The sequence below is a fragment of the Gemmatimonadota bacterium genome, assembly GCA_016719105.1.
GTDB lineage: Bacteria > Gemmatimonadota > Gemmatimonadetes > Gemmatimonadales > Gemmatimonadaceae > SCN-70-22.
The window spans coordinates 38419-62116 of the sequence record JADKAQ010000008.1 but is presented as its reverse complement, the minus strand read 5'-3'; the positions used below and the strand labels follow the sequence as shown (position 1 = coordinate 62116).

Here is a 23698-nt window from a genome sequence, read left to right as displayed (position 1 = left end):
CCGCTCAGTCGGCGCGGAGCATGTGCACCGGGTCGATGCGCGCGGCACGCCACGCGGGGATGATCCCCGCCAGGAGCGCCGCCGTCGCAAAGAGGGCGGCGGCGCCGACGTACACGATCGGCTCGGTCGCGGCCACGCCAACCAGCGCTCCCTGCAGCGCCCGGCTCCAGAGCAGCGCCGCTCCCGTCCCGAGCGCGACGCCCAGCAGGGCCAGGCGCACCGTCTGCCAGAGCACCCAGCGCGACACCGACGCGGGCGACGCGCCTAACGCCAGACGCAACCCGATCTCGCGCGACCGCTGCACGACGATGAAGGCCATGACCCCGAAGATCCCGATGGTCGCCAGGAGGAGCGTGGCCATGCTGAACGCCGAGAGCGACCAGGCGTTGACCCGCCGCGCCTGCAGCAATCCATCGATGTAGAAGCCGAGCGGGCGGAACGTGGTCCAGGGGCTCGTGCCCGCGACAGGGACCGCCGGTTCGACCGAGAACACCGCGGCCTTGAGCAGGGGCGCCAGCGTCGCCGTGGGCATCGACGAGCGCACCGCCACGAAGATGTTGGGCCAGACATTCCACGTGTAGGGGACGTACACGATGGGCGGCGCCGGTTGCGCCGCGCCAAAGAGCCGTTCGTCGGCGATGACCCCCACGATGGGGGCGATGATGCGCGTCCCCATGTCGGCCCGTCCCTGCGCCATGCGGAACACCGTGATGCTCTTGCCCAGGGGATCTCCCTGCGACGAGAAGCGCCGCACGAAGGCCTCGTTCACCACCAGACCGCTCCCCACCGATGTCAGGTCCTCGTCGGTGAGGAAGCGTCCACGCTTGAGCGCCCCCCCCATCGTCGCCAGGTAGCTCGGCGACACTGTGCGGTACACGGCGCGATCACTTCCGTCCGCGGCCGGCGGCGCATCGGTGAGGACCTGCGTGAAGACCATCCCGCCGCTGAAGGGGGCGTGGTTGGCGAGCGCCACATTCTGCACGCCGGGTATCGCCCGCATGGTCTCCTCGAGCCGACGGAAGAGCGCCAGTGCGGCCTCTGGCGAGTCGTACTTTCCCGGCGGCGGAAAGACGCGCAGCACCTGCACCCCGTCGGGATCGACGCCGAGCGGGGTGTCACCCAGGATCGTGAGCGTGCGACCTACGAGCCCCGCGCTTACCGCGACCACGACGGCGAGCGCCACCTGCACCACGACCAGCGCCCCGCGCAATCGCGTGCTGGCGCGCCCATCGCCACTCCCCGCCGTGCCGTGCCGAAGCGCGCTGGAGAGTCCGGCGCGTAGCGCCGCGCGCGCCGGGAAGAGGCCAAGCACGATCGACACCAGCGCGACGATCAGGATCACGAAGCCGAGGGCGCGGGCGTCGAGCTGCACCTCGGCGAGTCGCGGAAAGACCTGCGGTGCCCAGCGCCGGATGGCCCCCAGCATGGCCCACGACGCCAGCAGCCCCGCCGCCCCGCCGGCGGCGGCGAGTGCCACGCTCTCCACAAGGAGCTGTCGCACCAGGCGGCCGGCACGCGCGCCTAACGCCGTGCGCACCGCCAGCTCGCGCGCGCGGGCGGCGTGGCGTGCCACCATCAGTCCCGCCGCATTGAGCGCGGTGATCAGGAGGACGAGCGTGACCACCAGCCCCAGCACCCGAAGCCGCGTCCCGGCGTCGCCGAGCAGTGCATCGCGCAAGGAACTCAAGGAGACCTGCGTCCACTGCGCGGCATCCTCGGGATAGGCGCTCGCAATCCCCTGCGCGATCGCGCGCATCTGCGCCTCCCCCTGCGCGCGCGAGACCCCCGGGGCCAGGCGCCCGGTGACCTGCGCGTCGACGTGCAGCGTGCGTTGCTCGAGCACAAAGCGCGACCGCGGCGGCAGCGTCTCGATCGGCATCCAGAGCTCGGCCCACGCCGGCTCGGCGAAGGCACGTGGCATCACGCCGGCGATCGTATACGGACCGTTGATGGTAGCCAGCGACTGCCCCACGACCGTCGGGTCGCCTCCAAAACGCTGTTGCCAGAACGTCCAGGAAAGCACGACCGAACGATCGCCCGCGACCGCGGTGCCGAAGGTGCGCCCGAGCTGTGCCGCGACGCCGAGCGCCGGGAAGAAGTCCCCGGAGACAAAGGCGCCAATGACTCGGCGCGTCCCCTCGGGCTCGGGCACCGAGACATCCTCGCCACGTGCGAAGGCGAGGCGATCGAACGCCGTGGCGCGCGCCTTCCAGTCGAGGAAGGTGGGGTACGACGGCGGGCGCTGGCCGCCATCGACCGTTTGCTCGAGCAGTGTGTACAGGCGGTCGGGGGCGCCGTACGCGAGCGGGCGCAGGACGATCCCGTCGACCAGCGCCCAGACGGTGGTGGCCGCGCCGATCCCTAACGCGAGGATCGAGACGACGAGGGCGGCGAAGAGGGGGGCGCGCCGCATGGTGCGGAGCGCGATGCGAGCGTCACTGCGGAGATCGTCCAGCCAGGGGCGCATCGAACGGAGAGTCGAGGGGGCTATCGGCGCTTGCCGCGCGGCGACGCCTTCTTCGACAAGCGCTTGCGACGTGACGACGCATTCTTGGCCACGCGCTTCTCGCGGAAGGACGACTGCTTGGTCACAGGCGACCCGCCCGTTGGTTTGCCGCGAGCCTTCTTCTCCGCGGCCGGTGCGGGGGCGACTCGCACCCCCTGCAGCCCCATCGCGACCCACTCGGCCAGCTCCGGATCGTCGGCGATGACCTCCTCACGGACGTAGACCCAGGTCCCCATGGGGCGCTCACCGTCAGGCGCAAATGGCGTCACCCCTGGGCGCCGTAACGCCGCCGGGTACTCCTCGGGCGTCATCTTGACGATGATCCCGTCGCTCCAGACGATGACGAAGGTGTTCTTGCCCTGGAGAAAGCCGTAGCCGCTGAAGACACGGCGCTCTCGCGATCCGCGCTCGCCCAATCGGGCCAGGGCGTCGCGCACACGTTCCACGAGCCCGGCATCGAACGGCATGGCAGCTCCCGCCGCCGTCAGGCAGCCGGTTTGTCGGTGTACTGGGTTGGTACGGCCTGCGCGCAACGCACGAGGGCCGAGATGGCGCGCGCGTGCATCATGAGGGCGGCGACGTTGCCGGTCAAGCGGACGTGCCCACGCATCACCGCCGCGACCGGGTCGAGTCCGCCGGTCATGATGTCCTTCCAGGTGTCGTATCCGGCGCGAAAAACAAACGGCGCGGTGCAGGCATCCGGCGACATGATGCGGGCGGTGTGGCACAGCCCGCGATCCAGCAGCATCTCGAGTGCGACGGGACCGATGAGCCCGACAGGCGCGCCATCGTCGAGGACGAAGGCGAGCGGCGACTGCCACTGAAGCCCAGCCTGCCGGTACGCGACGTCGCTGTTGACAGCGTCGCGAAAGGCATCGGCCCAGGTCTGGGTGAACGGAGGAGGAGTCACGTGGTGCAACGACTGCCGTGCGCTTGATCGCCCCTCACACGTGGCTGCGTCCCGGCCGAACCCTCGTTCGATCGCAAGCGCGGCAGCCCTACGAGCGGTTCGTCCCTAGTGATGCCTCTTTGCGCGCCGCAGGGCCCGCATCACGGTACGTCCGGCCGCGAACGCGCCGGCCGCCGTGTAGAGGTAAAAGGTGTAGAACCGCCACCATATGAGAGATGCACCGAGCAACCGTGCAGGGAGCGTGCCGCCGAGTGCCACCTTGAACGCCACCTCGACCATCCCCCCCCCGCCAGGGGCCGGCGCCACCGCGGCGCCATAGAGGAGGATAAGCGGCCACAGCAGGAGAGGCCCCGCCTCCACATCCGCGCCATAGCTCCAGACAATGAGGGGGAGCGTGAGCAAGCGGGCGCTCACGTGCAGGATCGAGAACAACAATGCGAGGAGCATCGTCGACTTGTTCGCTCCTCTCAGCGACTCGACACTGCCGCGCAGTTGCCGCAGTCCCCGTTGCACGCGACGCCAGATTAGAGCATTCACACCAATCCAGCGCACCCATCTGGGCCTCGGCCCGCGCCCGTTCCGTTTGGAAAGCGTAAAGGCGATGACCCCGGCGGCGACCACGCCAGCCGAGTAGAGGGTGACCGTACCGAGGAGTCCGCGCACCAGGCCGCTGGAATCGTGCAGCACCAATCCGAGGACCGCGGTGACCGCGAAGAGCGACAGGGTCTCGAGGAAGATTTCGAGAAACAGGACGAGGACCGTGCCGCCCAGCGGGACCCCGGACTCGCTCATGATGAGGAAGCGGGCGGGCTCGGCCCCCGACCGGGAGGGGGTGATGGCGGCGGCGAAGTCGCCCCCGAGCGTCGTGCGCAGGATCGCCCCGAAGGTGACCGGGACCCCGATGGCCTGGGCGCTGAATCGGATCTTCACCACCCGGAACAGAATGTCGAGCCCCCACGCCGCCAGGCAGAGCAGGTGCCCCCACCATGGAAGCCCGAGCGGTGCCCCCTCGGCCGGCCAGTTGGACGCGATGACGTACGCCGACACACCGAACGTCGCCAGGAAGGAGACGGCGGTGGCGAACCAGCGGAGAGGGGTCAAGACGTCGGGGCGGGGGCGTGGGGGGTCGTGAGGGCGGGGAATCTATCCGAACTGGGGGCCCGACTAAACAGTTGGGGGGCTTACGGCATCCTATTGAACGAATGACCGCCCTGGCGCCCGGCCACTATCCCTCGTGGGGATGACCCTCCCCGACCCGCGCGACGCGGACGCCGCCCACGAGGCGGCGCTGGTGTCGCGTGCTCGTCAGGGGGAGTCGGAGGCATTCGAGGCGCTGTATCGGTCGACGGCCGGTCGGGTTTTCGCTCTGTGCCTGCGCATGTCCGGCGACCGGGAGCGCGCGCGGGAGCTCGCGCACGACGTCTTCGTGCGCGCGTGGGAGAAGCTCCCGGGCTTTCGCGGCGAGGCGGCATTCAGCACCTGGCTTCACCGGCTGGCGGTGAACGTGGTGTTGGAGCGTCAGCGGGGGGAGCGGCGCCGTCAGGCGCACGAGGAACCGGGGTTGGAAGAGGATGACGAAACGCCGGCCATGCGACGCGTGGTGAGAATCGACGAGGGCGATCGGCTCGACCTCGAGGCGGCGATTGCGCGCCTCCCGACCAACGCGCGCACCGTCTTTGTGCTCCACGAGGTGCAAGGGTACCGGCACGACGAGATCGCGCAGGCGATGGCGATCGCTGAAGGGACGGTGCGGGCCCACCTGCACCGCGCCCGCCGACTGCTGATGGAGTTCCTGTCACGATGAGCATGCACCTGGAGTGGGATCGCCTCAACGACTGCGTCGACGGGCGACTGTCTGCCGCCGACGAGGCCGACGTGCGCGAGCACCTGGCGGAATGTCGCGACTGCCGCTCGGCGGTCGACGCGCTCCGCGCCCTCGGCGCCGGTACGCGGGCGCTGCCACCGGCCATCGAGCCACCTCCCGGGTTGTGGCAGGATGTTGCCGCCACGATTGCGGCTGGCGGTGCGCGGACCGGGAAGCCGTTGTCGTCACGTCCCCCCGACTCGCCGCCCGTTGTGCCGGTGCGCCCCGGGCCGTCCCGTCGCTGGCTGGCTGCGGCCGCGGTAGTGCTGATGGCGCTGTCGTCGGGGATCACGGCGCTCGTCCTGCGCCGTGACGGTGTGGCGCCGGTGCCCGTGGTGGCGACCGGCACCCCGACAGTGCCCACGCCGGTTGCGGCTGGCGGCACGGCCCCGGTCGTGCCCGCGTCCTTCGCCGCCACCGAGGCGGCCTATCTCGACAACCTCGCCGAGTTGCACGCCGCCTTCGTTGCCCAGCGCCACGCCCTGGCCCCGACGACCATCGCGGTCGTCGAGCGTTCGCTCCTCACCATCGATGCTGCCATCGCCGAGGCGCGCGCTGCCCTCGTCGCCGATCCTGCCAACCAGGCGCTCGCGGAGCTCCTCTCCACCTCGTACCGACAGAAGGTGGAACTGCTGCGCCGCGCCGCCGAATCCTCCGAGACGTGATGACCCACATGATGCGCGCAGGCGCCACGGCGCTGGCCCTCGTGGCCTGTGCCTTGCCCGTGACGGCGAGCGCCCAGCAGAAGGTGAACCAACGCCATGCCGTCGCCCCCGACTTCTCGTTCCGGGTGAAGGGGAGCGTGGGGACATTGCGCCTGACGGGATGGGCGAAGGACTCGCTCGCCGTGACCGGCGCCCTCCCGGCGGGCGTCCGCATGGAGGTCATGATCGGCGGCGACGGCAAGTCGCCGGCGCGCGGGGCCAAGATGTTCATCGAGTCCCCCAACGATGCGGTGGCGAGCGGCGGGTCGATCGAGATCCGCGTCCCGACGCGGGCGCGGGTCTGGATCAAGGCCGGCACCGCGGTCGTCGAGGCACGCGACCTCGAGGGCGGGCTCGACATCAGCGTGATCGGCGGGAGCGTGACGGTCGTCGCTTCGCCCCGTGAGCTGCAAGTCGAGGCGATGGACGCCGGGGTGACGATCGATGGGACGCCAGCCTGGCTGCGCGCCAAGACCGCCACCGGCGACGTCACCGTACGCGGCGGCAGTACCGACCTCGCCCTCACGACGGTGAGCGGAACGCTCCGACTCGAGCAAGGAACGGTCGAGCGGGCGCGCCTCGAGTCGGTCACCGGCGACATCCACTTCATGGCCACCCCGGCCAGGGGAGGCGACGTCACGATCGACTCGCATAGCGGGGCGATCGAGCTCGCCCTCCCGCGGCGCGGTGACTTCTCCCTCGTTGCCGCCTCCATCACCGGTGCGGTCCGCAATCGCTACGATGGCACGCGCGTCTCGCCCGGTCGCGAGGGACGCGGGGCAGAACTCGCCATCGAGCACGGCGACTCCCCCCGTGTCTCGGCCCGCTCGTTCAAGGGGACGATCACCGTCAGCGTGCTCGGCGCCCGTCCCTGAATCCGCGCGACCGCGTCCTGACGTGGGGAGACGACCCGCCGCTCAGCGGCGACGCAACGTGCGACGACGACTAAACGCGCGACCCCTGGGCGGCATCTCATCGGTGCGCCGAAGTTCCGGCAGACCCTAACGATGAGAGGAAGCCCCATGTTCGCTCCCCGCACGCTGGCGATGGCCCTCCCGCTCGTGCTCGCGCCTCATGTGATCCACACGCCGTATCCTGACGCGGTGGTGCCTGCCGCCGTCGCTGGGCCCGCCGCGACGGCGGCGCTGGTCGGCCCCCCGTGGATCTCGATCGAGTATCCGGTGAACCCGTACGACGCCACCACCAAGGGTGCCTTCCTCGTGGTGCACGCCTTCCACCATGGGACCCCGACCGCCTTCCCGGTCTCCGGGAGCGCCGAGGGGATCGTGAACGGCGAGCGGCGAAGCGTGCCGCTGCGCTTCGCGACCACCTCGCGCACCGGGACCTTCGCCCTCACGCGGCAATGGCCTAACGAGGGTACGTGGACGCTCGTGGTCTCGGTGGCGCAGGGGCCCGAGGATCGGGTCTCGGCGATCGTCGACCTCACCCGTTCCGGCGACGTGGCCGCCATCCGGGTCCCCACGCGGCAGCACGAAGGCCATACCCTCCCGGCGGCCGTGGCCATGTCGGAGGTCGAACAGTCGTTGCGGCAGCGGGCCGCGCAACTCTCGGCCGTGCGATAGGAGTAGCAGGAGCGGGGCGCGACACGCAGATTCATGGCGTGCGCGCCCCCCTGATTTTCCGCCGTCGCCGCGTGAGCCGCGGGACGCCCCGAGGATTCACCTTCGTCGAGATCCTCGTCGCGATGGTGGTCTTCTCCATCCTCACGGCGCTGGCGGTCGCACGTTTCCGGGCGATGAAGGAGCGTGGCTACCTCGCCGAGATGAAGACCGATCTCGGCAACCTGCGCATCGCCGAGGAGGCCTACTGGGCCGATCATGGGCAGTACACGATCAACCAGGCGCTGCTCGACTACCGGACCGGCTCCCGCGTGACCGTGACCCTCACCACCTCGGATCCGTTCGCCGGCTTCGACGCCGAAGCGATCCACGTCTCGGCCCCAGGGGTCATCTGCAAGATGTATGTGGGGCGCGCCGCCGCCGCGACGCCGAGCGGAGAGGTCAAGTGCAAGTAGCGGGGGCGTGAGCGGCACGGCGCCCGCTCCGCGGGGGCCGGCGAAACGGCGAGCACGCCGCCTAGCGCGACAGCCGCAATCCGAAGGTCGCCGTGCGTCCCTGCGTGATCTGCAGGTTGTCGCGCTCGTTCTGCTGCACGTTGGTGAGGTTGTCCACGCGCAGGTACCACTCGGCGCCACGCGCCAGCGCGTAGTTGAAGCCGATGAAGGGCTTGGTGATCGACGGATAGTCGACCCAGTAGCTGCGCATCTCGGGGCGCATCGACTGCCCCGCCATCTCGCCGCCGTAGAAGCTGAGCCAATCGTAGCCGACCCACGCGCCGACGAAGTTGGCGCCCACGGTCGTGCGGAAGCGGGCCGCTTCCCACGTGAGGGAGGCCATGCCGGCCGATGCGGGGACCTCGGGGACGCGATCGCCGATGTTGAGGTCGCCCGTGTACCAGCGCGAAAGCGCGCGCACGCGCGAGTCGGTGAGCGCCCACGTCAGGTCGCCGCGCAGCGATCCGGAACGCACGCTCCCCTCGAGCTCCACGCCGCGATTGTGGATGCGACCCACGTTCTGGAACTGCACCGTGCGGGCACTCATGCGACGGTTGGCCACCACCTGCTGGATGAGCCCGTCCGCTGTCTGGCTGTAGGTCGTGAGCGAGAGGTTGGCGCGATCGCCCACGTACAGCTCCACGCCCGCCTCGGTCCCCGATTGCACCTCGGGCTGCAGCTCGGGGTTGGCGACCTGGCGAAAGCCGAGCGTCTGGATGGCCCGGCGCGCGTTAGGCTGCGGCGGGCGAATCCCCTTGCCGTAGGCGGCCCGGAACTTCACGGTGGTGGCGCCCAGGTCGCGCGTGAGCGCCGCTCCCAGCATCGGGGCGTACGCCGTCCCGTAGTTCTCGCCGAAGCTCGAGTTGCGCTCACCCCGCAGCCCCGCGGTGAGGAAGAGGGAGTTGTTCACCTCCATCTTCACCTGCCCGAAGACGCCGCTGTTGTCGACCTGGTCGTTGTAGAGCGAGGCGAGCCCTGTGCCGGTCCCCGAGAGGTCGGCACGGAAGCCGAGGCGCTCGCGCAGGAGCGTGCTCCGCTCGGCGCCGAGCGTGGCGCCCAGCGAGAGCGTCGGCGTGTCGACCATGCGCACCGCCATCGCGTATCGCAGCGACGACTTGCTGACGTTCTCCTTGGTGGCGCCGAGCAGTGCGTCGGCAACGGTCGCGGGCTCGCGCTGCGGGGCGATGGCGCCGGCGTGCCGGTCGATCCCGACCACGAGCGTCTGCCGCCACCACGCGCGCGGCTGGAAGTCGGCGGTGAGGCCGTACGTCTCGTTCTCGATCTCCTGCGACTCGAGCAGCGGCCGGATGCTGGACGGGACGGGATTGGAGCCCAGCAGCGGGTTGGAGGGGGCGACGAAGTGCACGTCGGCGTAGCGCATCGTGGCGTCGAGGCGGAGTGGGCCGAGCACCGTGCGAGCGCCGCCGAAGGTGCCGCGATAGCCCGACGAGCCGCCGGGAACGATCGCCCCGACCTGCTCGAACGTCCCGCCGATGCCTAACGAAGACCGCCCGCCCCCGGCCGTCAGCATCGCCGAGTGATGCTGCGTCGCGCTGGCGTTCTCGGTGAAGCGGCTCTCCATCATCCCGCCGGTGAGCGCGGCATCGAACTGCGGCTTCCAGTTGGCCGACGGCGATCCCTTGCGGGTCACGATCTGCACCACGCCGCTGATCGCATCGGAGCCGTAGAGCGCCGACCCCTGCGGCCCGCGAATGACCTCGATGCGCTCGACCGAGTACGGATCGACGGCAAAGAGCAGGTACGGGCTCGCCAGCTCGACACCGTCGACGTAGGTCTTGAGGTAGTTGGCGTTGAACGAGCTGGAGCCGCGCACCGAGCCGATCTGGGCGAACGGCCCCGACACGCCGAGGTCCCAGGCGACGACGCCGGGAATCCCACTGCGAAAGAGCTGCTCCATGCTCGTCGCACCGCTCTGGGCGATCTGCGAGGCGGTGAGCACCGAGACCGCGCTGGCCAACGAGCGCTCGGGAGCCCCAGATGCCGGCGTCCCCATCACGAGGATGCGGTCCATCACCTGCGGACGCAGCGACTGCCGCGTGTAGAGCGGCGAGAGTGTCGGGGCGCTGGAGTCGGCAAAGAGCGCGGCGACGCTGAACGGCGACCGCCCCGGCACGCGCACCAGCACGACATACCCGGACGGGCTCACGACGACGTCGAGGTCGGTGTCACGCAGGATGTCGTGAATGACCTCCCCCACCGGTGCTTCGTCGCGCGCGATCGTGATGCGGCGAGCGCTGGGGATGATGTCGCTGCTGTACGAGAGCCGAAGCGCGGCCCGCGAGGCGACCTCACGCAGCGCCCGCTCGATCGACACGTCAGCCAGATGCAGGGAAACGGGGCGCGAGAGAAGGGCGCCCCGCGAGGCGTTGCGAAGGGCGAGCGTGCTATCGCCGCGGGCGAGCTGGCGATCCTGCGCCTGGGCCGAGTGCGTCGCGACCGGGGTGGCAAGCGCCACGAGGGCGGCGCTCGCCAGTGCGCGCGCCGCCCTCCGTGCCGTCGCCCCGCGACGTGGTATCACGCACCCGCCTCCACCAGCGCCGGCGCGTCGGACGAGGGCGGCGTCGAGGAGAAGCCCGACCCGGTGAACTCCACTCGGTTTCCGTCGCGAACGAAACGCACGTCGAGGCTCATGCCAATGATGCGAAGGACTTCGTCCAGGGTCTCGCGCTCGAACTCCACCGTAAGGTGCTTGTCGGCGAGCGAACTGTCTGTGATGCGCGCTTCGACCCCATACCAGCGCTCGAGTTCGCGGGCGACGTCGGAGAGCGGGGTGTCCTTGAAGATGAGACGTCCGGACGAGAAGGCCGTGAAGGGGGCGACATCGATGCCGCGCTGCACGTCGATGCGCCCGGCCTCGCCGACGGTCGCCATGTCGCGTGGCTCGAGGACGACGGCGGTGTCGGCCGTGGCTCCGCGCCGAATGGCGACCGACCCCGAGGCGACCGCCACGCGAACCTGCGGGGAGTCGCCGTAGCTGCGCACGGCGAACTCGGTCCCGAGGTCCTCGACCACGGTGCCGCCGACGATCACCCGGAAGGGGTGCGCCTCGTCGTGCACGACGGTGAACAGCGCCTCGCCGGTCAGCTCGACTTCGCGCGCACCGGCTCCATACCCGTCACGCGTCCTGAGCGACGACGAGACGCCAAGGACGACGAGCGAACCGTCGGGGAGCTTGATCGACCGTCGCTCGCCCGACGCGGTGGTGAACGACATGGGCGAGACGGCGGCGACCTGACCGGCGCCGCCGTCCGACGAGCGAAGCCTGGGGAGGAGCAGCGCCCCTCCGATGATGACGACAGCGGCCGCGGCCACGCGCATCACGGAAGCAGTATCCTGCCACCAACGACGCCGTGAGTCGATTCTGGAGACCTTCGAGTGCTTTCGAGGTGCCGGCGACGACTCCGCGAGGCGCGAGGAGAGCTTTCCCCAGGCGGCGTCGACATTCCACGCGGGCTCGGGGAGTGGCGTCGTCCAGGCGAGCTTCATCGCCTCCAACGCCGCCCCCCGGGCGGGGTCACCGGCGACCCACCGCTCGGTCTCAGCCCGGTCAACGGCCGAGCCTTCCCCCGCGAGGTAGCGGGCGAGGCGATCGTAGTCGTTGTCGGCGAGGAAGTCGGGTTGCATGGGCTCTGGAACGCGCACGACAGGGAGACACGCGGGCAACCGAACCCCCTTACTCCCCGAACTCGGGGCATGTTAACGTGCCGTCGCCAGTTGGCGCGAGCCGGGGCCACCGCCCCGATCGATGACGTCCCTCCTCCCCAGATGACCGCACCGCTCGACGACGACGACTCCTCGATAGAAGGGGCTGAGCTGGACGGTCCCGAGCTGCCGCCGCCGGACTTTCCGGCTCCAGCGGGGGCGTCGTCGCGAGGGGATTCCGAGCTCGTCCGTCGTCTGCGCGCGGGTGACGAGCGTGCGCTCGAGGAGCTGTTTCGCGCCTACTACGCCGGGATGTGCGCCTTCGTCCGCCGCTTCGTCTACGCGCCGGACATCGCCGAGGAGCTCGTCCAGGACGTCTTCTTCAAGCTGTGGTCCAAGCGCGAGTCGCTATCGGAAATCGATGCGCTGCGCACGTACCTGTTTCGGGCGGCGCGCAACACCGCCCTCAATCACCTGCGGCGCAAGAAGTTGGAGAACGCGTGGGAGGAGCAGGAGGCGGCGCGCGGCGAGCCGATGACCACGGTGGCCACCGACGACGATGCCTCGACCGACGACGTCGCGCGCGCGGTGAACGGCGCGATCGGCAAGCTCCCCACGCGCTGCCGAGAGATCTTCGTCATGAGTCGCGAAGGGGGGATGACCTACGCGGAGATCGCCCACGCGCTCGGAATCAGCATCAAGACGGTCGAGACCCAGATGGGGCGCGCCCTCAAGTCGTTGCGCGTCTCGCTGGCCAAGTTTCGCGGGGGATAGGGGATGGGCGCGGAGCGGGGTGTCTTCTTGCGGATGAGGAACGCGACATGAACTCGACCTTCCGGGCCGCCAGACGCCGTTGGCCGCGCACCGCGGCGGTGACGTTGGGGCTCGCGGCGACCGTCGCCTGTGTCGACTCGCCCGGTGTGGCGGACCCTGCCTCGGAGGTGGAGCCGCTGGCGGCGACGTTCGACGCGATGTCGAAGGCGTCGGCGCAATACGGCGACCTCGCGCGCAGCGATGGCTTTGCCCATGCGGCGCTGGCGGTGCGCGGTGGCGTGACGCCGTCGCGCCTGGAGGTGCAGACCGGGACGACGAGCGAGGTCTACGACGCCTTCGTGAGCGCGGTGCAGTGGGCTCCCGCTGTCCCGGCGTCGATCCGGCCGCCGGCGCGCCGCTCGCTGGTCGGGTGGCGGCGCGGCGACAACGGGAAGACCCGTGTCTTCGTCCTGACGTCGCCCAGCGACTCGGCGCCGATCCTGAGCCCGCTGTCGTTAGGGCCGGCGGCATCGACCGCTGCCGTCTTTGCCGCCGGATCGGCGATGCAGCAAGAGGTGGGCGACTCACCCCAGGGCTATCCCGACCTCAGCACCGCGTGGTACGGGACGGCCGGGTGGGTCAAGCTGCGCGAGGTGGCGGTGCTGGGGACGTGCGCCGACTCGGCGAGGCAGGCCAATGCGCTGGGGATGTCGCGCTGCGAGGAGGCGCGCTATCTGGTGCGCTTCGACCTCACGATGCAGCGCCTATCGGGACGACCGCCGCAGGAGGTGCCCGGGAGCGCGGTGCGACGCGTGTCGAGCGTCGGCGAGCCGGTGGTGAACGGGGTGCGCATCCTCTTCTCGTGTGCCGCTCCGAAGAGCGACACGGGGTGCAAGTAGCGGCCGCCCGTCCACGCATCGTTGCCTAACGCAGCGCGGGCCGCCCCTGGTCGGGACGGCCCGCGCTTCTTTCGGACTGTGTTGCCGTTCGGCTCAGCGATCGCTCAGCACGAAGGCCTGCAGCGGGGCGCCGCCGCGGGCATTGTCGGCAGCGACGATCGTGCGCCCCGTGCCGCCGGTGAGGGCGAGCGCGGCGACGTTGATGGCAACGTTGGCGGCGCGTTGCGCCGGCGCGGTCCCCGCCGGGACGACGCGCACCTGATACGTTCCCGGCGCGACGGTGAGGTACCCGGAGACGGCGCGGTAGGCCACGTTGGAGAGCGTGGGGGTCGCGGCGGCCAGGTCGGCACCGACCGCGGTGACGAAGATGTCGACGTTCCCTGCGGTGGGGCTCAGGTGCACGACGCGTACCCGCACCTGGGTGGCCGGCGCGGCGGGGTTGGTGTCGACGGTGACGAACGGGGTGATGGCCGAGCCGGCGGCGCCGCCGATGGCGTAGATGCTCTTGTCCTGTCCTTCGACGACGGCGAACGGGATCGTCGCCACCGTCACCGTGGTGTCGGCGGTGCGCTTGAGGACGAGCGAGCGGTCACCGGTGAGGACCGCCGCATAGGGCGCCGTGTTGGGAGCGGCGAGCGAGGCGGGCGTGCTCTGCGTGTAGGTGAGGTTCACCCCGAATGGGAGGCGTTCGAGGATCGCATTCACCCGCCCGCGTGTGGTGTCGGTGATGACGTTCACGAAGCGCACGCGTCCCTGCGCCCCCGTCGGCTGCAACGGGCCGGCGGCCGTGTCGGTGCCGCAGGCGGCGCTCCCGGCCACGAGGGCGAGGCTGGCGAGGAACCACGGAAGTCGACGCGCCACGCGCACCGTCCGAATGGAGTGGATGGATGTCTGGGTCATGATCGGTCGGCGCCTCACTGGACGGGGCATGAGGCGGGGAAGGCGGAGGGCTCCGCAGGATCGGGGAGCGCGGCGAAGGTGGCGTTGGGGTTGGCGTTGCGGTCGCCGACGGCGTACGGGAGCCAGCAGCGCTGCGCGTCGGTCGGGACGCCGGGGGCGGCGAACGGCCCGCGCACGGCGCCGCGACGGCGCGCATCCTCCCAGCGGAGCCCGGTCCCCAACAGTTCGTAGCGTCGCTGGGTGTAGATCTCCGTCAGCAGCTGCGCCTGGGTGAGCGGCGCGGTGAGCGCGGGGAGGCACGCCTTGGGGTCATCCAGCCCGCGTCCACCGGTGCAGTCGGTGCGCACCGAGTCGAGCACGGCCTGCGCCGCCGAGAGTTGGTTCTGGTTGGCCAGAGCCTCGGCCTTGATCAGCAACGCCTCGTCGGGGAGATAGACGGGGAGCGGAGCGGTGGGATTGGCATATCGATTCCACGGATCGAGCAACGCACCGACGCGTCCGCTGAGGGTGGTCGACGGCACCACGAAGTACTGGAAGCGTCGATCCTCCGGGAGCATCGAGAGGCGCCACTGCCGCCGCACGGCGATCCCGTTGGTCCCGCCGGTGACGTTGGCGTACGGGTTCACGCTCGGGGCCGGGAAGGTGAGCACCGACAGGGCGGCGGTCCCGGTGCGCGCGACGAGGTTGGCCGCCGCCAGCGCGGTGGCGTCGTCACCGGCCATGCGTGCATAACGCGCGCGCAGCAGGTTGAGTGTGTTGGTGAGCGAGACGCCCGGCGTGAGGATGCTGGTGGTGAAGAACGCGCTGGGCGGGGTAGCGGCGAGGATCGTGACGGCCGAGTCGAGCAGGGCGCGCACGTACGGGAGCGCCTGCGCGCGCGTGACGTAGGTGGGTGCCGTCTCGCCGAACGTCTTGATCGGGAGCTTCTGGTACGACTGGATGGCCTCGCCTAACGCCTCGGCCTTGAGCATGTAGGCCAGCACCTGCAACCCCGACTTGGTCCCGGCGTCGAACTGCGCCCCCAGCGCGTTGGCGCCGTTGAGCAGGTCGTCGGCGGTGCGCACGGTGCGGTAGATCGAGTTGAACACGTTGTCGGCGATGCCGGTCCCCGACGGGACGGCCCCCTGCTCGGCGTCGCTGATGGAGATGAGGGCGGCGGAGGTGGCCGCGAACTCGTCGGTCACCAGCCCGGCCATGTAGGCGTAGTTGAAGTACGAGGTGGCAAAGCGCCCCTGCAGCCCGGTGGCGAGGGCGATCACGCCGTCAGGGCTGGTGGTGACTTGCTCCTCGGTGGGGGCATTGGGGTTCTGCAGGTCGAGCGAGCAGCCCGCGAGGGCGAGCATGGAAACGGCGGCCGCGGCCACCGCGAACGGTCGGATGAGTCGCATGGTAGTCTCGTGCTCCCGGTCAGTACGTGAATCGCGCACTGATCGACCACACGCGCGGGATGGGGTAGCCACCGAAGTCGAAGCCGCGGTCGGCGGCGGTCGTCTGCGCCGAGCCAAGCCCGCCGGCGTTGGTGCCGAAGAGGTTGATCTCGGGGTCGTAGCCGCTGTAGTCGGTCCAGACCCACAGGTTGCGCCCGGACAGGGTGAGGGCGATGCCGTCGCGGACGACGCGCTTCACGAACGGCTGGTCGAACGTGTAGCTGGCGGAGAACTCGCGCAGCTTCACGAAGCTTCCGTCCTCGATCCAGTACTCGAAGATCCCCTGCGTGCGGGAGTTGAAGCCCGGCGGGAGCTTGCGCGGATCGCCGTAGGGGAGGAGTTCGCGCTCCATCTCCTTGGAGTTGCTGGCGACGCCGGCGTTCTGGGCGCGGGTCGACAGGTTCATGATGTCGTTGCCGAAGACGCCGTCGAGCAGGACGCGCAGGCGGAGCTTCTTGAACAGCGTCATCTCGTTGAGGAGCGACGCCAGGAACGACGGGTTCGGGTCACCGATGACGTTGTTGAGCGAATCGTTGCAGGTGCCGCCGGAGATGGCACGCCGCTGGGCCGCGGTCCCCATGTCCACCGTCTGGTTGCTGCGGCGATAGCGTCCCAACGAGTCGAGCAAGAGTGCGCCGGTGACGCAGTTGCGCGCGGCGTACGAGCCGTAGAACACGCCCGCCGGCTGCCCCGTGCGAATGCGATTGGGATAGCCGCCGGCCGACTGGAAGTCCTGGATGGACAGCGACTCGACCAGGTTCGTGTTCTTCGTGTAGGTCGCCGTCGACGACCACTGGAAGTTGGGCTGGTCGACGTTGGTGGTACGCAGCAACACCTCGATCCCCTTGTTGGACATGCTCCCGATGGGGAAGAACTGGCGTGAGAAGCCGGTGCTGGTGGGGAGCGGTCGGAAGAAGAGGAGGTCGTCGACGATGCGGTCGTAGTAGGTGACCTCACCGCCCACGCGCCCGTTGAGGAAGCCGACCTCGGTCCCCAGCTCCCATTCGCGCGCGCGTTCGTTGCGCAGCGTCGGGTTGCCGAAGGTGACGTCGTTGACGAAGCCCGGGCGTCCGGCGAAGGGGCTCTGGGCAAAGGTGACAAACTGCGAATAGGCGTTGACGATCCCCGGCTGCGAACCCGCCCATCCCAGGGCGCCGCGCAGGCGCAGGTTGTTGAACAGTCCCGAGCGATTGTCGACCAGGACGTACGAGGCCGAGAACTTGGGGAAGAGCTGCCAGCGCTCGGACGGGGCGAAGGTCGACGACGCGTCGTACCGGGCGGCGGCGCTGAGGAAGAGCTTGTCGGCGAACGACACCTCCTGCTGCGCATAGAAGCCCAGCGTGCGGAGCTCGACCTCGGTCTGCCCGGCGGAGAAGACCGAGCCGGCACTCACAAGGTCGCCGACCGGGGCAAGGCCGTTGGCCGAGGCCAGCGTGGTGCGCACCTGTTGCTGCGTAAAGTTGAAGCCGCCCGTGGTGCGCAGCTCCATCGTGCCGAGGGCCGGCCAGCTGTACGTCGCGACCCCGTCCTGGTTGATGACCCGGTTGCCCTGCCACGCCGATTGCGACTGCCCGGTGGCCAGGAGCGAGGTGCCGAGCACGGCGCCGCGGGGGATGAACTGCCGCTGCTCGAAGCCGATGTTGTCGATGCCTAACGTATAGTCGAGCAGGAGCGCCGGGATCGGCGTCCAGGTGAGCTTGGTGGAGCCGATGAACCGGTCGATCACCTGCGGATTGCGGATGCGATCGATGGCCAGGAGCGGGTTGGTGCCGAGCGCCGGCGGGAGGGGGTAGATCCCGTTGACCGGGCGGAAGTCGACGTTGGTGGGGGCGAAGAAGAGCGACCCCATGATGCCGTAGCTGTTCTGCTCGCCGAAGGCCTGGACCTGGTTCTGCGTGTTGACGTAGTTGGCCGTGACGTTGGCGATGAGGCGCGACGCGAGCTGCTGCTGCAGGTTGATGCGCGCCCCCGAGCGACGCGACGACGTGGAGCGCATGATCCCGTCTTCATCGCTGAAGTTCCCGCTGATGAAGTAGCGCGTCTGGTCGTTGCCCCCCTCGACGGTGAGGTTGGCCTCGCTGGCCGGCGCCCGCTGGAAGATGTCGTCCTGGTAGTTGAAGCGCTGGACCGGAAGCCCGGCCTCGTTGTACGGATAGAAGTTGAATGGCTGCTGCGCGCGCAACTCGTTGGTGGCGTAGCGCAGGTTGAGCCCAAACCGCGGCTTGCCGATCGTCCCCTTCTTGGTGAAGATCTGCACCACGCCGTTGTTGGCGCGCGAGCCGTAGAGCGCCGCCGCCGCCGCGCCGCGAATGATCTCGATGCGCTCGATGTCGGCCGGATTGAGGTCGGCCAGGCGGTTCTGCGGGTTGGCGCGCGTGCCGAGGTCGGCGAGCTGCGCCGAGCCGTTGTCGATGATGACGCCGTCGACGATGTACAGCGGGTCGGAGCCGGAGATGAAGGAGTTGGTCCCGCGCAGTCGTACGGAGACGCCGCCGCCGCCGGGGCCGCCGGAGTTCTGCGAGATCTGCGCACCGGCCACCTTCCCCTGCAGCGCCTGGTCGATCGTGGTCGCGACGGCGCGCGTGATGAGCGTCGAGTCGACCGAGGCGATGCTCGTCCCGATCTTCCGCTTCTCGGTGGGGGCGGCCGAGCCGGTGACGACGACCTCGGAGAGGTTGACCGCGCTCACCTGCAGCGACACGTCGAGCGTTGCAGTGGCCCCGGCCGCGATGGTGACGGTGCGGGAGACGGGCTGGTAGCCCAGGCGGCGAACCGTTACTGCGCGCGTCCCGACCGGGACGCTGACGAGGGCGAAGCTTCCGTCGGCGGAGCTCAACGCCCCGATGCGCGTGTCGGCGACGAGGACCTGGGCGTCACCCAGTCCGCGCCCGGAGGCGGCGTCGGTGATGCGTCCGCGAATCGTCCCCGTGTTCCCCTGCGCGCCAGCGGCGAGCCATGGGGTAGCGAGCCACGGGGTGGCGAGGACGAGGGCGGCGATGAGGCCGCGTCGTATACCAGGGAGGGGCATCTCTACGACTCCAGAAATCCGATGAGGGGGAGGGGTGGTGGTGCCGACATCAGCGGTGCGGTGAGAGGTAAAGCGGTTCCGGACGCCCTACGGTTTCGCTTCGGCGACGATGAGCAGCGATGCCGGCTTGAGCGTGTGCGGGTGCAACGGCTCGGCGAGCTCGCGTACGACGAACCCGCTCTCGATGATGAGGGTGACCCACGTGGCGAGCGTGCGGAAGAACCACGGGGCCGGGTCGGTGAAGCTCGGGCTGAAGCCAGCCCACGACCCGGGGCGCCAGCCGTCAACATACGGGAGTTCGCCCAGCGTCGACGCCGGATGCAGCGTCTGAACGATCAGGCGCCCACGTGGGACGAGCAGGGAGGGGATGCGCCGTACGAGCGCGTCGACCGCCTCCTTGCCGATGAGGGAGAAATTGGCCACCGCGACGTCGACCTGCACATCGAGCGCCCCGGCCGCGATCGCCTCGTACGACGCCACGCGATAGTCTCCCCCGGGGGCGGCGAGGCGCGCGGCCTCGACCAGTTCAGGGATGACGTCGACACCGATCGTCGTTATGCCATGCTCGCTCAGGGCACGGGAGAGCCACCCTTCGCCGCAGCCGATGTCGAGCGCCGTGGCCGGCGCTTGCCGCATCACCGCCTCGAGGATGGCGCGATCGGTGACCAGGCGGCGCGAGTCGATCTGCCCTTCGCGCACGGCCGTGGACCACGGAGCGGCGTTGCGGCGCCAGGAGTCGATGATCTTTTCGTCGCTGAGCGGAGAGGACATACCGGTCGCGTGGGGTGCGTGATGCAGCGCGCGGGCGCGAAAGCTGAGCGGTGCGAGTGCGTCGCGCCACCGGTGGAGGTGATTCCCCTGACCGCGCCCCACCGCGCCCGACAACCTCAGCCGGAGCGCTGCGCTGGAGGGGGATGGCCAGACAACCGGCCAAGTGCAGTCGGAACGCGAGACGGCCGCATCCCCTGGGAGGGAGATGCGGCCGTCTCGACGTGCAGCTGCCGGCTGACGGGTCAGCGCTTGGTTGTGCGTTAACCGGTGGTCCGTCGGCCGGTGTCCGTCAGCTGTTGGGGTCGAGGATCTTCTTGATCTGCGCGCGGGCATCGTCGAGATGCGCGCGCGTGGTGCGATCGGTCGCGCGACCGGCTGCTGCGGCCAGCTGGCCGTCGAGCGCTCGCAGCTCGGCGCGGAAGATCGACTTGATGTCGCTGGTGGCGCGCGCCCCGGCAAACTGCGCGGCGAACTGCGCCGGGAGGCCGGCGGGCATCACGACGGGTCGCGGATTGATCTTCGACTCGACGGCGGTGAGGTAGGTGCGCTGCAGCTCACGACGATAGGCATCGATGCGCACGTTCCCCGACGACAGCTCGCTCCAGATGCCGTTGCGCACGTCGGCGGCCATCTCGGCCAGCGTGTACGCCTCGCCTGGCTTGGCCATCGCATCGAACTCGATGAGGCGCTCGAGGCGGCGGTCGTTCATGAGCTGGCTGAGGACACGCCCCTGCGCGCCGTTGATGCGCCGGATCGCCCCTTCGACTTCGATCTTCCGCAGGATGTCGTCGAGCAGGAAGTAGGTCGGCGTGGCGAAGGCGTTGTCGTTGAGGAACTTCACCGCGTCCTTCTGGTGCTGCCGCGAGTTGGGGACGTAACGCGGACCCGACTGGCCGGCGTACTTCTCCTGCGCCTGCGTCCCGCCCACCACGTCGGCCACGTGCGACAGCTCGGTCGCCCACTGGCCGATGAGGCGCCCGTACATCTGCGACAGGTCCTCGTAGTCCTTGCCGTCCTGCACCGTGGCGGGGACGAGGAGCGGGACGATCTGCTTGATCGACTTGATCCCCCACCCGGTCGCCTTCACGGCGTCGGCATCACCCACGGCCTCGCTGTGGTCGCCCGGATCGGCGCCGCGCGAGTCGGACATGTTGAAGCGGTACCAGGGGGTCGCGTCCTGCTCGCGCGACCACTTGTCGAGCGTCGCCCACTCCTCGTCCGGCGTCTTGGCCGACGGGATCGGCGTGTAGCCCCAGCGCGTGATGTACTTGTCCCAGGGGCCGATGCGCGGGATCAGGTCGTCGAGCGGGATGCCGTCTTCGGGCTGCGCGGTGTAGTTGAAGCGCGAGTAGTCCATGATCGACGGCGAGTGCCCCATCCGGGCGACCCACGTCTTGGAGCGCACCGAGTCGACCGGATACGTCGACGAGCCCTTCTGATCGTGCTGGAAGCCTAACGTGTGCCCGACTTCGTGGGCGACGACGAACTCCACCAGGCGTCCCATCAGCGCGTCGGGGAACGGCCACTGGCGCGCGCGCGCGTCGAGGTGCCCCACCTGCGTGAAGTACCACGAGCGCTGCAGGTTCATGATGTTGTGGTACATGTAGATGTCCGACTCGAGGATCTCGCCCGAGCGCGGGTCGTTCACGTTCGGCCCGGTGGCGTTCTCGATGGTCGAGGGGAACCAGCGCACCACCGAGTAGCGCGCATCTTCCGGCGACCAGTTCGGGTCGTCCTTGGGCGCATCGGCGGCGACGATCCCCTTGATGAAGCCCGCCTCCTCGAAGGCCACCTGCCACTGCTCGATCCCCTTCTTCACGTAGGGCTTGAGCCAGTCCGGCGTGGCCGGATCGACGTAGTACGTGATGGGCTTGACCGGCTCCGACTTGGCGGCGCTCGGGTCCTTCTTTTCCAGGCGCCAGCGCACGATGTACTCGCGCTCCTGCGCGCGCTGCTCGGGGCGCGAGTAATCGAGGTTGCTGAGCGAGAAGAAGCCGATGCGCTTGTCGGCCAGGCGCGGCATCATCGGGACGTCGGGGAGCTTCACCATGCTCCAGTGCATGACGAGCGACGCCGTGCCGTTGGCCGCGGGGGCGAACGGGTTGGCCTGGGCCGCCGGCAGTCCGGGCGGCGACGCGATCGTCAGCACCGCCTCGACTTCGACGTTGGTCGGGAACGCCAGGACCTTCTCGATGAACGAGCGGGTGGCGTCGGGGGCCCCGCGGAACTGGTTCCCCGGTCCGATCTCGCTCGGCGGCGCCGTGTACAGGCGCGTCACGTCGATCACCGCGGCGCTGTCGGCGCCGTAGGCATCCACGTTGAAGGCGGCGAGGATCAGGTCAAAGTTGGAATTGCGCACGGCGCGGGCGATCGCCGTCGTCGAGTCGGCGACGGTCTCGTAGGAGACGTTGCGCAGGAGGATGCGATTGTCGCGACGCTCCCAGCGCACCACGCGGCGCGGCCCCACCTGCTGTCCGCCGTAGCCGGCGTTCACCGGGACGCGGGCCGCACGGGCGACCAGGAGGAAGTCCTTGTTCAGCGCGCTCTTCGGGATCTCGAAGAGGAGGCGGCTACCGATGCGGTGCGTCTTGAAGAGCCCATCGCGCGTGACGGCGTTGGGGGTGACGACGCGGTTGTACGGGCGCGGCGCCGGATCGGTCGCCCCCGCCGCGCCCGGAAAGCCGGGGATCTGCGCGCGGGCCGAGTCGCCCTGCGGTGCCGCCGGGGTCGGGGCAGTGGGACGCGGCGCGTTGGCGCCGGCATTGGGCGCCCGAGGCGACGGGGCCGTGGTCGGTGGCGCCGTCTTGCAGGCGCCAAGGACGGCGAGCGTCGCCGAGAGGGCGATCGCAGATCGCGAGAACGACAAACGCGACATGAAGGGATCCGTGGGTGGGGTGGATCGTGTGGACGCGCCACCAGGCGCGACGAACGACCCAAGCGTGCCTTAGTGTACGCTGTTCGGTCGATTCGCGCTGGAGGCCCGGCGGGGGGCGACGGCGACCCGGCCGTCCCCACCGCCGATGCTGCCGTGGCGGGTGCCGCGGCTCACCGTCCGTGCCGCCAGACGACGGGCGACACGGACTCGGCGATCTGCTGCGCTTACTTGGGGATCGCCACGTACTCCACGCGCCCCGCGTTGAAGCGCGGAACGGCGACGCGCTGGCGCTTGCTGTCGACGCCGATGTCGGCTGGCGCCTCCATGTCCCCCTTGAGTCGGGTGAGCGCGCCGTTGGCCACGACGTTGAGCGACGAATCGGCCCAGCTGGTGACGAGGAGGCGGCCATCGCCGAGCACCTCGAGGCCATCGTACTGTCCGGGGCCCGTGGCGAGCTGCGTGGTGGTCGTCTCGCCGGGCTTCCAGGCGATGATCGCCGGGCCGCCGAACGAGGCGAGGACAAAGCGCGCGTTGGCCGCGTCCCAGGCGATCCCGTTGGGGCGCGTCAGGAGCGAGTCGCTTTCGAGGGCGATGCTCGGCTTGCCGCCGGCGATCGCGAAGATGCGATCCTTGCCGGGGTGCGAGAGTTCGCCGGTGGCGCTGAAGGCGATCCCCGTGTCGGTGATGTAGACGGTGCCGTCAGATGCAATGGCGACGTCGTTGAGGAAGGTGGCCCCCATCGGCGCGAGGTCGATGGTGGCGATCACCGCGCCGGTGTTCTTGTCGAAGGCGCGGACGACGTCGATGTCGGCGACCCAGAGCGTGTCGCCGGCGATCGCCATCCCCTTGGGGGCGTTCAGCGTCACGCCGTTCTGCCCGCCGCGGACCACGTCGACCGGGGTCCCCGGATTGGCGGCATCGAGGCGCACGATGGCGCCGTTGTTGTCCTTCTGGTTCGGGTTGCCGTCGATGTTGCTGACGAAGTAGGCGTCGAGCGCGGCATCGTAGCGCACGCTCTCCGGGACCTTGAACCCTTCGGTGGCGGGCGGCAGCGCCTCGACGGCGGGGGCCGGAACCGCGGCCGTGGAGTCGGCGGCGGGCGCCTTCTCGCCCCCGCACGCAGCGACGAGCGATCCTAACGAGACGAGGGCAAGCCGGCGCCAGGGGGCGACGCGGGACGGAAGAAGACGGGACATGGGAGCTCTCCTGTGCACGTGACGGCCCCGTCGGTGCGCGCTGGCCGGTTGCGCCGCGGCACGGGGCTCGGAAGGAAAACTACCGCCCTCGCCGCCTGGTGCCCGCCGCGCGACGTTTCGGCGAAAGC

General features: G+C 69.9%; 19 protein-coding genes. 7 read left to right on the top strand and 12 right to left on the bottom strand.

The genetic code is table 11. The features are described 5' to 3' along the window. Positions 1-4: 4 nt before the first annotated feature. The 4 genes from IPN47_10830 to IPN47_10815 all read right to left on the bottom strand — a co-directional run bounded on the left by IPN47_10830 (position 5) and on the right by IPN47_10815 (position 4517). Entirely contained in the window at positions 5-2413 is a 2409-nt protein-coding gene (locus tag IPN47_10830; GenBank protein MBK9408518.1) for an ABC transporter permease, read from the bottom strand. Between the two features lie 74 nt (positions 2414-2487). Further along, a complete protein-coding gene (locus tag IPN47_10825) occupies positions 2488-2973 on the bottom strand; it encodes a TfoX/Sxy family protein (GenBank protein ID MBK9408517.1) in 486 nt (161 codons plus the stop codon). A gap of 17 nt (positions 2974-2990) precedes the next feature. Beyond that, a complete protein-coding gene (locus IPN47_10820) occupies positions 2991-3416 on the bottom strand; it encodes an SCP2 sterol-binding domain-containing protein (GenBank protein MBK9408516.1) in 426 nt (141 codons plus the stop codon). Positions 3417-3521: 105 nt separating this feature from the next. Then, positions 3522-4517, bottom strand: a complete 996-nt coding sequence (locus IPN47_10815) for a flippase-like domain-containing protein (GenBank protein ID MBK9408515.1) — start codon at positions 4515-4517, stop codon at positions 3522-3524. A gap of 139 nt (positions 4518-4656) precedes the next feature. Between IPN47_10815 and IPN47_10810 the strand changes: the two genes are divergently transcribed. The 5 genes from IPN47_10810 (at position 4657) to IPN47_10790 (ending at position 8019) form a co-directional block, all read left to right on the top strand. Beyond that, positions 4657-5220: an RNA polymerase sigma factor gene (locus IPN47_10810; protein ID MBK9408514.1), complete on the top strand. Its 564-nt coding sequence runs from the start codon at positions 4657-4659 to the stop codon at positions 5218-5220. Next, positions 5217-5945 (top strand): zf-HC2 domain-containing protein, encoded by a 729-nt coding sequence (locus IPN47_10805; protein ID MBK9408513.1) that lies wholly within the window; start codon positions 5217-5219, stop codon positions 5943-5945. Before IPN47_10810 ends, IPN47_10805 begins: the two co-directional genes overlap by 4 nt. Before the next feature lie 8 nt (positions 5946-5953). After that, positions 5954-6859 carry a DUF4097 family beta strand repeat protein gene (locus IPN47_10800; protein MBK9408512.1) on the top strand — a complete coding sequence of 302 codons (906 nt, stop codon included), beginning with the start codon at positions 5954-5956 and terminating at the stop codon, positions 6857-6859. Positions 6860-7006: 147 nt separating this feature from the next. Next, positions 7007-7567: a hypothetical protein gene (locus tag IPN47_10795; GenBank protein ID MBK9408511.1), complete on the top strand. Its 561-nt coding sequence runs from the start codon at positions 7007-7009 to the stop codon at positions 7565-7567. 38 nt (positions 7568-7605) lie between these two features. Next, the gene (locus IPN47_10790; protein ID MBK9408510.1) at positions 7606-8019 is read left to right on the top strand and encodes a prepilin-type N-terminal cleavage/methylation domain-containing protein; all 414 of its coding nucleotides are present in this window, start codon (positions 7606-7608) and stop codon (positions 8017-8019) included. A 61-nt stretch (positions 8020-8080) separates the two neighbouring features. Here IPN47_10790 and IPN47_10785 read toward each other — a convergent pair whose 3' ends face one another. Together IPN47_10785 and IPN47_10780 are read right to left on the bottom strand one after the other, a co-directional pair. Beyond that, positions 8081-10597: a TonB-dependent receptor gene (locus IPN47_10785; protein MBK9408509.1), complete on the bottom strand. Its 2517-nt coding sequence runs from the start codon at positions 10595-10597 to the stop codon at positions 8081-8083. Then, positions 10594-11703 (bottom strand): DUF4974 domain-containing protein, encoded by a 1110-nt coding sequence (locus IPN47_10780; GenBank protein ID MBK9408508.1) that lies wholly within the window; start codon positions 11701-11703, stop codon positions 10594-10596. Before IPN47_10780 ends, IPN47_10785 begins: the two co-directional genes overlap by 4 nt. 141 nt (positions 11704-11844) lie before the next feature. Between IPN47_10780 and IPN47_10775 the strand changes: the two genes are divergently transcribed. Further along, on the top strand, positions 11845-12495 hold the full coding sequence (locus IPN47_10775) for an RNA polymerase sigma-70 factor (protein ID MBK9408507.1): 651 nt from the start codon (positions 11845-11847) through the stop codon (positions 12493-12495). Between the two features lie 47 nt (positions 12496-12542). Next, complete coding sequence (locus IPN47_10770) at positions 12543-13373, top strand: hypothetical protein (GenBank protein ID MBK9408506.1); 831 nt, start codon at positions 12543-12545, stop codon at positions 13371-13373. Between the two features lie 93 nt (positions 13374-13466). Here the strand turns inward: IPN47_10770 and IPN47_10765 are convergent, their stop codons facing one another. The 6 genes from IPN47_10765 to IPN47_10740 all read right to left on the bottom strand — a co-directional run bounded on the left by IPN47_10765 (position 13467) and on the right by IPN47_10740 (position 23570). Next, positions 13467-14273: a DUF4397 domain-containing protein gene (locus tag IPN47_10765; GenBank protein ID MBK9408505.1), complete on the bottom strand. Its 807-nt coding sequence runs from the start codon at positions 14271-14273 to the stop codon at positions 13467-13469. A gap of 14 nt (positions 14274-14287) precedes the next feature. Beyond that, complete coding sequence (locus IPN47_10760) at positions 14288-15661, bottom strand: RagB/SusD family nutrient uptake outer membrane protein (protein ID MBK9408504.1); 1374 nt, start codon at positions 15659-15661, stop codon at positions 14288-14290. Positions 15662-15680: 19 nt separating this feature from the next. Beyond that, positions 15681-18728, bottom strand: a complete 3048-nt coding sequence (locus tag IPN47_10755; GenBank protein MBK9408503.1) for a TonB-dependent receptor — start codon at positions 18726-18728, stop codon at positions 15681-15683. A gap of 87 nt (positions 18729-18815) precedes the next feature. Beyond that, a complete protein-coding gene (locus tag IPN47_10750; GenBank protein ID MBK9408502.1) occupies positions 18816-19499 on the bottom strand; it encodes a methyltransferase domain-containing protein in 684 nt (227 codons plus the stop codon). Between the two features lie 289 nt (positions 19500-19788). Further along, entirely contained in the window at positions 19789-22374 is a 2586-nt protein-coding gene (locus IPN47_10745) for a zinc-dependent metalloprotease (protein ID MBK9408501.1), read from the bottom strand. A 224-nt stretch (positions 22375-22598) separates the two neighbouring features. Further along, the gene (locus tag IPN47_10740) at positions 22599-23570 is read right to left on the bottom strand and encodes an SMP-30/gluconolactonase/LRE family protein (protein MBK9408500.1); all 972 of its coding nucleotides are present in this window, start codon (positions 23568-23570) and stop codon (positions 22599-22601) included. Positions 23571-23698: the final 128 nt, after the last annotated feature.

What these genes read in the sequence shown, in the direction of transcription:
- IPN47_10830 (MBK9408518.1), bottom strand. Translation starts at nt 2,413, where the DNA reads ATGCGGCGCGCCCCCCTCTTCGCCGCCCTCGTCGTCTCGATCCTCGCG.
- IPN47_10825 (MBK9408517.1), bottom strand. Translation starts at nt 2,973, where the DNA reads ATGCCGTTCGATGCCGGGCTCGTGGAACGTGTGCGCGACGCCCTGGCC.
- IPN47_10810 (MBK9408514.1), top strand. Translation starts at nt 4,657, where the DNA reads ATGACCCTCCCCGACCCGCGCGACGCGGACGCCGCCCACGAGGCGGCG.
- IPN47_10805 (MBK9408513.1), top strand. Translation starts at nt 5,217, where the DNA reads ATGAGCATGCACCTGGAGTGGGATCGCCTCAACGACTGCGTCGACGGG.
- IPN47_10800 (MBK9408512.1), top strand. Translation starts at nt 5,954, where the DNA reads ATGATGCGCGCAGGCGCCACGGCGCTGGCCCTCGTGGCCTGTGCCTTG.
- IPN47_10795 (MBK9408511.1), top strand. Translation starts at nt 7,007, where the DNA reads ATGTTCGCTCCCCGCACGCTGGCGATGGCCCTCCCGCTCGTGCTCGCG.
- IPN47_10780 (MBK9408508.1), bottom strand. Translation starts at nt 11,703, where the DNA reads ATGCAACCCGACTTCCTCGCCGACAACGACTACGATCGCCTCGCCCGC.
- IPN47_10775 (MBK9408507.1), top strand. Translation starts at nt 11,845, where the DNA reads ATGACCGCACCGCTCGACGACGACGACTCCTCGATAGAAGGGGCTGAG.
- IPN47_10770 (MBK9408506.1), top strand. Translation starts at nt 12,543, where the DNA reads ATGAACTCGACCTTCCGGGCCGCCAGACGCCGTTGGCCGCGCACCGCG.
- IPN47_10765 (MBK9408505.1), bottom strand. Translation starts at nt 14,273, where the DNA reads ATGACCCAGACATCCATCCACTCCATTCGGACGGTGCGCGTGGCGCGT.
- IPN47_10760 (MBK9408504.1), bottom strand. Translation starts at nt 15,661, where the DNA reads ATGCGACTCATCCGACCGTTCGCGGTGGCCGCGGCCGCCGTTTCCATG.
- IPN47_10755 (MBK9408503.1), bottom strand. Translation starts at nt 18,728, where the DNA reads ATGCCCCTCCCTGGTATACGACGCGGCCTCATCGCCGCCCTCGTCCTC.
- IPN47_10750 (MBK9408502.1), bottom strand. Translation starts at nt 19,499, where the DNA reads ATGTCCTCTCCGCTCAGCGACGAAAAGATCATCGACTCCTGGCGCCGC.
- IPN47_10745 (MBK9408501.1), bottom strand. Translation starts at nt 22,374, where the DNA reads ATGTCGCGTTTGTCGTTCTCGCGATCTGCGATCGCCCTCTCGGCGACG.
- IPN47_10740 (MBK9408500.1), bottom strand. Translation starts at nt 23,570, where the DNA reads ATGTCCCGTCTTCTTCCGTCCCGCGTCGCCCCCTGGCGCCGGCTTGCC.